Source organism: Microbacterium sp. CPCC 204701, from assembly GCF_004010105.1.
GTDB lineage: Bacteria > Actinomycetota > Actinomycetes > Actinomycetales > Microbacteriaceae > Microbacterium.
The window spans coordinates 1-7,196 of the sequence record NZ_RRYE01000142.1 but is presented as its reverse complement, the minus strand read 5'-3'; the positions used below and the strand labels follow the sequence as shown (position 1 = coordinate 7,196).

9 protein-coding genes and 1 tRNA gene are annotated in these 7,196 nt (G+C 69.2%); 6 read left to right on the top strand and 4 right to left on the bottom strand.

Annotation, left to right across the window (positions count from 1 at the left end):
- The first annotated feature begins 43 nt into the window (after window positions 1-43).
- From gltX to EIO58_RS09920, 4 genes are all read left to right on the top strand, one after another.
- The gene (gene gltX / locus EIO58_RS09930; RefSeq protein ID WP_127819400.1) at window positions 44-1,573 is read left to right on the top strand and encodes a glutamate--tRNA ligase; all 1,530 of its coding nucleotides are present in this window, start codon (window positions 44-46) and stop codon (window positions 1,571-1,573) included.
- 69 nt (window positions 1,574-1,642) lie between these two features.
- Window positions 1,643-1,717 (top strand) — tRNA-Gln (locus EIO58_RS09925).
- 88 nt (window positions 1,718-1,805) lie between these two features.
- On the top strand, window positions 1,806-1,973 hold the full coding sequence (locus EIO58_RS18770) for a hypothetical protein (RefSeq protein WP_164861618.1): 168 nt from the start codon (window positions 1,806-1,808) through the stop codon (window positions 1,971-1,973).
- A 393-nt stretch (window positions 1,974-2,366) separates the two neighbouring features.
- The gene (locus EIO58_RS09920; RefSeq protein ID WP_240658707.1) at window positions 2,367-2,834 is read left to right on the top strand and encodes a hypothetical protein; all 468 of its coding nucleotides are present in this window, start codon (window positions 2,367-2,369) and stop codon (window positions 2,832-2,834) included.
- Here the strand turns inward: EIO58_RS09920 and EIO58_RS09915 are convergent.
- The 4 genes from EIO58_RS09915 to EIO58_RS09900 all read right to left on the bottom strand — a co-directional run bounded on the left by EIO58_RS09915 (window position 2,809) and on the right by EIO58_RS09900 (window position 5,512).
- Window positions 2,809-3,264, bottom strand: coding sequence for a hypothetical protein (locus EIO58_RS09915; RefSeq protein ID WP_127819399.1), 456 nt, complete (start codon window positions 3,262-3,264; stop codon window positions 2,809-2,811). The genes EIO58_RS09920 and EIO58_RS09915 overlap by 26 nt on opposite strands.
- Window positions 3,265-3,287: 23 nt before the next feature.
- Window positions 3,288-3,512 (bottom strand): hypothetical protein, encoded by a 225-nt coding sequence (locus EIO58_RS09910; protein WP_127819398.1) that lies wholly within the window; start codon window positions 3,510-3,512, stop codon window positions 3,288-3,290.
- A gap of 54 nt (window positions 3,513-3,566) precedes the next feature.
- Window positions 3,567-4,514, bottom strand: a complete 948-nt coding sequence (locus EIO58_RS09905; protein ID WP_240658705.1) for a proline dehydrogenase family protein — start codon at window positions 4,512-4,514, stop codon at window positions 3,567-3,569.
- A gap of 74 nt (window positions 4,515-4,588) precedes the next feature.
- Window positions 4,589-5,512, bottom strand: coding sequence for a phosphotransferase (locus tag EIO58_RS09900; protein ID WP_127819397.1), 924 nt, complete (start codon window positions 5,510-5,512; stop codon window positions 4,589-4,591).
- A gap of 91 nt (window positions 5,513-5,603) precedes the next feature.
- Between EIO58_RS09900 and EIO58_RS09895 the strand changes: the two genes are divergently transcribed.
- Together EIO58_RS09895 and EIO58_RS09890 are read left to right on the top strand one after the other, a co-directional pair.
- Window positions 5,604-6,383 carry a DeoR/GlpR family DNA-binding transcription regulator gene (locus EIO58_RS09895; protein WP_127819396.1) on the top strand — a complete coding sequence of 260 codons (780 nt, stop codon included), beginning with the start codon at window positions 5,604-5,606 and terminating at the stop codon, window positions 6,381-6,383.
- On the top strand, window positions 6,380-7,196 hold an 817-nt coding region (locus EIO58_RS09890), incomplete at its 3' end, for a hexose kinase (RefSeq protein WP_127819395.1). The genes EIO58_RS09895 and EIO58_RS09890, both read left to right, overlap by 4 nt.

Sequence of the window (7,196 nt, the reverse complement as noted above, 5' to 3'; positions counted from 1 at the left end):
CGACGCCGGGAGCCGCGGCTTCGGCCAAGTAAACTCGTGCGCGATGCCTTCTTCGCCTGATCCCCGCACCACGACCGCCACCGGCGCCGACGTCCGCGTGCGGTTCTGCCCGTCGCCGACCGGCCTTCCGCATGTCGGGCTCATCCGCACCGTGCTGTTCAACTGGGCCTACGCGCGGCACCACGGCGGCAAGCTCGTGTTCCGCATCGAAGACACCGATGCCGCGCGCGACAGCGAGGAGAGCTATCTGCAGCTGCTCGACGCGCTGCGGTGGCTCGAGATCGATTGGGACGAAGGCGTCGAGGTGGGCGGACCGCACGCGCCGTACCGGCAGTCCGAGCGCCACGGCATCTACCGCGAGGTGCTCGACAAGCTGATCGCGATCGGCGCGGTGTACGAGAGCTACTCGACCGCCGAAGAGATCGACGCGCGCAACGAGGCCAGCGGGCGGGCGAAGCAGCTCGGCTACGACAACTACGACCGCGACCTCACCGACGAGCAGAAGGCCGCGTTCCGCGCCCAGGGGCGCGAGCCCGCCTGGCGTCTGCGCGTGCCCGACGAGGATCTCACCTACGTCGACCTGATCCGCGGCGAGGTCACGTTCCCGGCCGGATCGTTTCCCGACTTCGTGCTCGTGCGCGCGGGCGGCGTGCCGCTGTACCCCTTCGTGAATCCCGTCGACGATGCGCTGATGGGCATCACGCACGTCATCCGCGGCGAGGACCTCATGCCGTCTACCGCGCGCCAGCTCGCGCTGTACCGGGCGCTGGCCGATGCCGGCGTCACGACGTTCATCCCGCGCTTCGCCCACATGCCGCTTGTGCTGGGCGAGGAGGGCAACAAGAAGCTCTCGAAGCGCGACCCGAAGGCCGATCTCTTCCTGCAGCGCGAGAAGGGCTTCATCCACGAGGGACTCCTCAACTACCTCGCGCTGCTCGGCTGGTCGATCGCGCCCGATCGCGACGTGTTCTCGCTCGACGAGCTCGTCGCCGCGTTCGACATCGCCGACGTCAACCCGAACCCGGCGCGCTTCGACCAGAAGAAGGCCGAATCGATCAACGGGGACCACATCCGGATGCTGGATCCCGAGGACTTCGCCGCGCGCCTGGTCCCTTATCTCGCCGGTGCCGGCGTGATCTCCGACCCCCCGACACCGTCCGAGCGCTCGATGCTCGCCGCTGCCGCCCCTCTCGTGCAGGAGCGGATGCAGCTGCTCGGTGACGCGCCGGCGCTGCTCGGCTTCCTCTTCGCCGACGCGGTGTCGTACCAGGAGGACGCCCTCGCCTCGCTGCCGGCGAACGCGGGCGAGGTGCTCGTGGCTTCGGTCGCGGCCCTCGAACTGGTGCCCGAGCCCGAGTTCACGACTGCGGCCGTACAGGAGGCCCTCGCCGCGGCACTCGTCGCACCGGCCGAGGAGGGCGGACTGGGGCTCAAGCCACGCGTGGCATATGGGCCGCTGCGCGTGGCGCTCAGCGGGCGGCGAGTGTCGCCGCCCCTCTTCGAGTCGATGGTGCTCCTCGGCAAGTCCGTGACCATCAACCGCCTCGCCGCGCTCGCCGGCGCGCGCGGGTGACTGCTCGGTTTGGAGCACGTGTCGGGGTCGCGTAGACTTGATCCTCGGCACGGCTTCGGCTGGCGGCCATGGGGTATGGTGTAATTGGCAACACGGCTGATTCTGGTTCAGTTGTTCTTGGTTCGAGTCCAGGTACCCCAGCCACATCGTAGTTACTCAAGCCCTGGTCAAATGAACTGGCCTCGTTTGAGACTGAAACTGAACTCCCCGCTCGTGAGCGGGGAGTTTCGTCTTGGTCTGGAACCGTGCTCGCGCGCGCGACTTCGACGTGGCCGTGGATCTCGCGGATGCGCGCGTAGGCGTCGTGCCGTTCGGCTTCGATCTTTATGCCCTCGTCAGTCACGCTGACCACGAGGCGGTTGAAGCAGGCGGTCAAGAGATCGCGCCGTACGGCGTCTGAGGCGTTTTTGTACAGCGCCCCGGGGTCTACGAGGAGCTTCAGGAAGCCCAGCACCCTGTCTGCTCGGCGACAAACCGCATCAAGGCGCGTGCTGGCTTCTGCGTGCCGAGTTTCCGCACCTCAACCTCGACGAGCGGGTCGAAGCCGCGTGCTCGATATCCCCAGCGCTCGCCAACCTCCATGCTTCTCACCGTCTGAGCGCGCCCTACGACCGGAAAGCGGTGTCGGTGTCACGTCATACAAGTGAGACCTGTGACCTCGCCCTCTCGTCTGCGTGACGTGGTGACCCAAGCGCTCGATCGATTCGACGCGACCCGGTCGCCAGCAGTCCTTCGTCTCCCTTTCGGATGCTGCTTGACGAAGCGTGGCTGAACCCTCATAGTCAGGGGCAGTATGACGACAACCACCTCACCCGCGAGCGAACTGCAGCCGAGCCGTGCTTCCGCGGGCGAAACCTGGACGCTTCGCATCGCGGGCATCCTGCTCCTCGCCCAGGGAGCTGTGATGGAGTTGGGTGTCTTCATCGGGCTGTTGGTCCTAACAGCGTCTGGAGTCCCGCAAGAGGATGCTGGCGAACGGTTCTCGTTCATCGTTCCGTTCCTGCAGGAGAACCTGTACCTCATGATGGCGATGAGCGGCATCTTCGGTGCTCTCCGCGTCGTCGGTGCGATCGGCGTGCTGAGAAACCGGATGTGGGGATTCTCACTGTCAGTCATCAACTGCTCGGTGACGCTGACGCTGATGGTCTTCTTGCTTCCAGCTGGGATGGCGGATGGCCTATTGTCTGGCACAGCCCTCGTCCTCCTGCTCATCGCCTTTTATGGATCAAGACCGATCACGCCGCGAGGATCAAGGCACTAGATGACGCGCCCCCGCGCCCCGTCTGGCGGCGGGCGCCGGTGGCGGTGCATACCCGCACTCGAGTGCCGTGTACGCCGCGTGCTCGTCTACTGCGTACTGCGCGATCTTGCGGTCGGAGCCGAGCAGCTGACGGTTTGACGCAGTCGAGGGGCGTCTGCTCGTTCGCCGTGAGCTCGACGCTGTAGAGCGACCGGTCGAGGATGTCGAGGATCAGCATCATGACGTAGGCCCGCAGTTGGTCGCCCGCCCGCCGCTGCACGCGGCCGTCCGCCGGTATGTCGTGCATCGCGGTGATGACATCGACGCCCTCGCCGATGATCCATCCGAGCGCCTCAGCCGCGCCGCCCTCATCGCCGACGGTGTACCCGGGCGCGGAGCTACCGACCGTCAGCTGCCCCGCGAAGGGCTCGCCGGCGGCCTGCGTGTCCACGCAGAGGGAGCCCGAGCCGCTGTCTATGCATTGCGAGCGCACGACAGACTGGTTGCCGACTGGCGGAAAGAGCCGTCAGAATTGATGATGAGCTCGAGCGGCGGGTCCGAGACGATGCGGACCGTGAACGACATGACCGGGTCGTCCGGCGGTTCGGGGGACTCGGCGGCAGCCGGCGCGGCGGCGAGCGGTGCGAGGAGCGCCGCCGCCGCGATCGCGACGATCAGGCGGGTGATTCGCGGGTTCATCGCAACTCCTCCTGCGTGAGTGCGACCGCGCAGTCCCACACCCGGCGAACGCGATCATCCGCCGAGGTCGGCGATCGCGGCGAACAGCCGCCCCGGGTCCTCCGCGATGCGGTTGAGCACGTACAGCCACCACTCGCGGCCGAACAGCACGTACTCGCGCGTGCGGTATCCGTCGGCGTGCAGGTGATCGAGCAGGCGCGTGCCGAGGCCCATCAGCATCTCGAACTCGACGTGGTCGGCACGCAGGGCGTCGCCGTGCCTTTCGATGAGGCGCTGCACCAGAGACTCGTCGTGCGTGGCGAGCGACACCGCGTGGCCCGACGAGACGAGCCGGTCGGCGAGCGACAGGTAGCCGTCATACATGTCATCGCTGTCGCGGCGGTGAGCCACGGCATCCGGCTCGAGGAACGCGCCCTTCACGAGACGGACGCGGCCCGGAAGCGCGAGCACGCGATCGAGGTCGGCAGGCGTCCGGCGCAGGCGCGCCTGCAGCGTGATCCCGACGTGCGCGTGCTCGGCCGCGAGGCGTTCGTAGAGGTCGAGCACGAGGTCGGTGCGATCCGAGCCTTCCGCTGAGACCATGAGCGCTGTGCCCAGCGGCGCGGTGGCGCGCGCGAGCGCGCTCCCGTTCTGGAAGCCGAGCTCGGGGTCGATCACAGAGCCGACGTGCGACAGGTCGAACGACACCGTCGAATCCAGACCGGCGCTGCCGATCGCCTGGGCGAGCTTGACGAACACCGCCGTCTCGGCATCGACGACCTCAGCCGACCGGACACTCTCGCCGACGTACTCGATGCTTCCGAGGTGTCCGCGGTCGGCGGCCCTGCGCACGGCCCCGAGCGCGTCGTCGATATGCTCGCCGGCGATGTACCTCTCGGAGAGGCGCCTGGCCACCGACGCGATCCGCGCGTCGGCGAGCATCCGCTCCTTGAGGTCTTCGTCGAGCGCCCAGCCGCGCAGCACGTCGGCCGTGCGCTCCCAATCCGTCTGATCGATCTTCACGGGTTCACGGTAGTGGTGCCGATCGCGTCGGAGCGGACAGGCGTCGGCGTTCTCCTGCCACGCGCTGCCGACGGTCAGCGCGCGGTGCCGAGAATCTGGGGGATCGCGTCGCGAGCGAGCGCCGCGTAGTCGGGCGCGTCGTCACTGTGGGCGAGCAGGACCACGGCGAAAGCCGCGGCCCACGCGCGGGCGCGCTGCCAGGTGTCGGGATCGTAACCGTGGTCTGTCGCGGCGACGAAGTCCTGCCGGCCGTGCGGGTCGAAGGCGAGCCACGCAACCGCGAGATCGTAGGCCGGATCGCCGGCGGTGACGTCGCCGAAGTCGATGATGCCGCGCAGCTCGCCGCCGTGTGCGACGAGGTTGCCGGGATGAAGGTCGCCGTGGATCCATACCGGAGCATGTCTCCAGGCCGGTGCCGAGACGCCCGCCTGCCAGACCCGTTGCAGTGCGTCCGCCGTGGCCTCATCGAGCATGGCGGTGCGCCGCAAGCCGTCGACTCGCTCGTGGAACACGGCATCGCGGGTGTCGAGGCGCCGTCCGCGAACCGGGTTGACAGGGTGATCGGCGGGGGCGGACACGTGGAGCGCCCGCAGTGCGGCGGCGAGCGTCGCGGCCCACCCCGTGCGCGCGTGTCGTGGCACGTCGAGTCCGCGTGCACCGTCGATCCACGGCACGACAGACCATGCCCACGGGTAGCCCGCAGCGGGCAGCCCAGCGACGACCGGCTCGGGCACGCGCACTCCGGTCGGGGCGAGCCGCTGTGCGATCTCGGGGAGCGAGCGCTGCTCATGAAGAACCAGCGGCGCGGCGAGCGCACGACGGGGGAGACGCACGGCTGCGTCGTCGCCGAATCGCCAGACCTCGCTGTCCCAGCCTTCTGTCACCTTTTCCAGCGTTCGGGTTGCGGCATCCGGGATCGCCTGAGTCGCCTGCGAGACGACGAGCGAGCGGACCAACGCGGCATCGATGGCGATCTCGGCGACGGGCCTGTCGGACACCGTTCGACTTTAGCCGCCGCGCGCGCCTGTGTTTTCTTGTGCGGATGTGGAATCATGTTGTATTGTGTGGAATTCGAGGAAGTGAGAGACGGTGTACGCAACGGAGCGCCACGAGCAGATCGAACGCCTGCTGATCGCAGAAGGACGCGTGAGCGTCGTCGCACTCGCCGAGCGGTTCGACGTCACCACCGAGACGATCCGGCGCGACCTCGACCACCTCGCGACCATCGGCGCGCTTCGCCGAGTGCACGGCGGAGCGGTCCCCTCCGACCGCGCCAGCACCCGGGAACCGTCGATCGCCGATCGGCTCCAGCACCACGGTGCGGCCAAGGCGGCGATCGGCCGTCGCGCACTCGAAGCCCTCGGCGACGGTTTCAGCGGCTCGGTGTTCCTCGATGCCGGCACCACGACCGGGGCTGTGGCGGCCGCGCTCGCTCCCGCTCTCGCGCATTCGCGCATCGAGGTCGTCACGCACTCGCTCACCCTCGGCCACGTGCTCGCGGGCGTGCCCGGGGCGTCGCTCACTCTCGTCGGTGGTCGCATCCGCGGTCTGACCGCCGCCGCCGTCGGCGCCGATACGGTCCGCACGATCGAGGGCCTCCGGCCCGATGTCGCCTTCGTGGGCACCAACGGCGTCTCGGCCGCGTTCGGGCTCAGCACCCCCGATCCCGATGAGGCCGCGGTCAAGCGCGCCATCGTCCGGGCCGCGCGACGCGTGGTCGTGGTCGCCGACGCCGAGAAGCTCGACACGGAGCTCCTCGTCGGCTTCGCAGCGCTGCCCGACCTCGACGTGCTGGTGACGGATGCCGCACCCGGCGCCGAGCTGACGACGGCGCTCGGCGAGGCCGGTGTGGAGGTGTGGATCGCATGATCGTGACGCTCACAGCCAATCCGTCGCTCGACCGTACGATGACTCTGCCCGCGGCCCTGCGCCCCGGTGAAGTACAGGCCGCGAGCTCGGCCCGCGAGGATGCCGGCGGCAAGGGCATCAACGTCGCCCGAGTCGTCTCGGCCGGGGGAGTGGAGTGCGCGGCGGTGCTTCCGCTCGCGCTGGACGACCCGTTCGAGTCTGCCCTTCGCGACGGAGGACTGCGCACCGTGCGCGTACCGGTGCGGGGCCGCGTGCGAGCGAATCTCGCGATCACCGACCCCGCCGGCGTCACCACCAAGCTCAACCTGCCCGGTGCGGCCCTGTCGCCCGACGATGCGGCGGCGCTCGTCGACGCCGTGGTCGCGGCATCCGAGGACGCCCGATGGCTCGTGCTCGCCGGCTCGCTGCCGCCCGGCGTGGACGACGACTTCTATGTGCGCGTGATCCATGCCGTGCGCCAGGCACACGGGGCGCCGCCCCTGATCGCGGTCGACGCATCGGGGCATGCCCTCGCCGCCGCCGTCGCCCACGCTGCGCCCGATCTCATCAAGCCCAACGACGACGAGCTCGCCGAGCTCGTCGGGATCCCTCTCGACGCTGCCGATGCCGTCGCGGCCGTCGTCGATGTGGCGCGCTCCCTGGTGCCCACGAAGGTTCGCGCAGCCCTGATCACGCTGGGCGCCGACGGCGCCGTCCTGGTCGATGCCGACGGCGCGTGGGCGGCGACGCCGCCGCGCATCCGGGTAGCCAGCACGGTGGGCGCCGGCGACAGCTCGCTCGCCGGCTACCTCCTCGCGCACACGCGGGACGCCG

Excerpts from the sequence above, each read along its gene's own strand:
- gltX (WP_127819400.1), top strand. The coding sequence starts at position 44 with ATGCCTTCTTCGCCTGATCCCCGCACCACGACCGCCACCGGCGCCGAC.
- EIO58_RS09920 (WP_240658707.1), top strand. The coding sequence starts at position 2,367 with ATGACGACAACCACCTCACCCGCGAGCGAACTGCAGCCGAGCCGTGCT.
- EIO58_RS09910 (WP_127819398.1), bottom strand. The coding sequence starts at position 3,512 with ATGAACCCGCGAATCACCCGCCTGATCGTCGCGATCGCGGCGGCGGCG.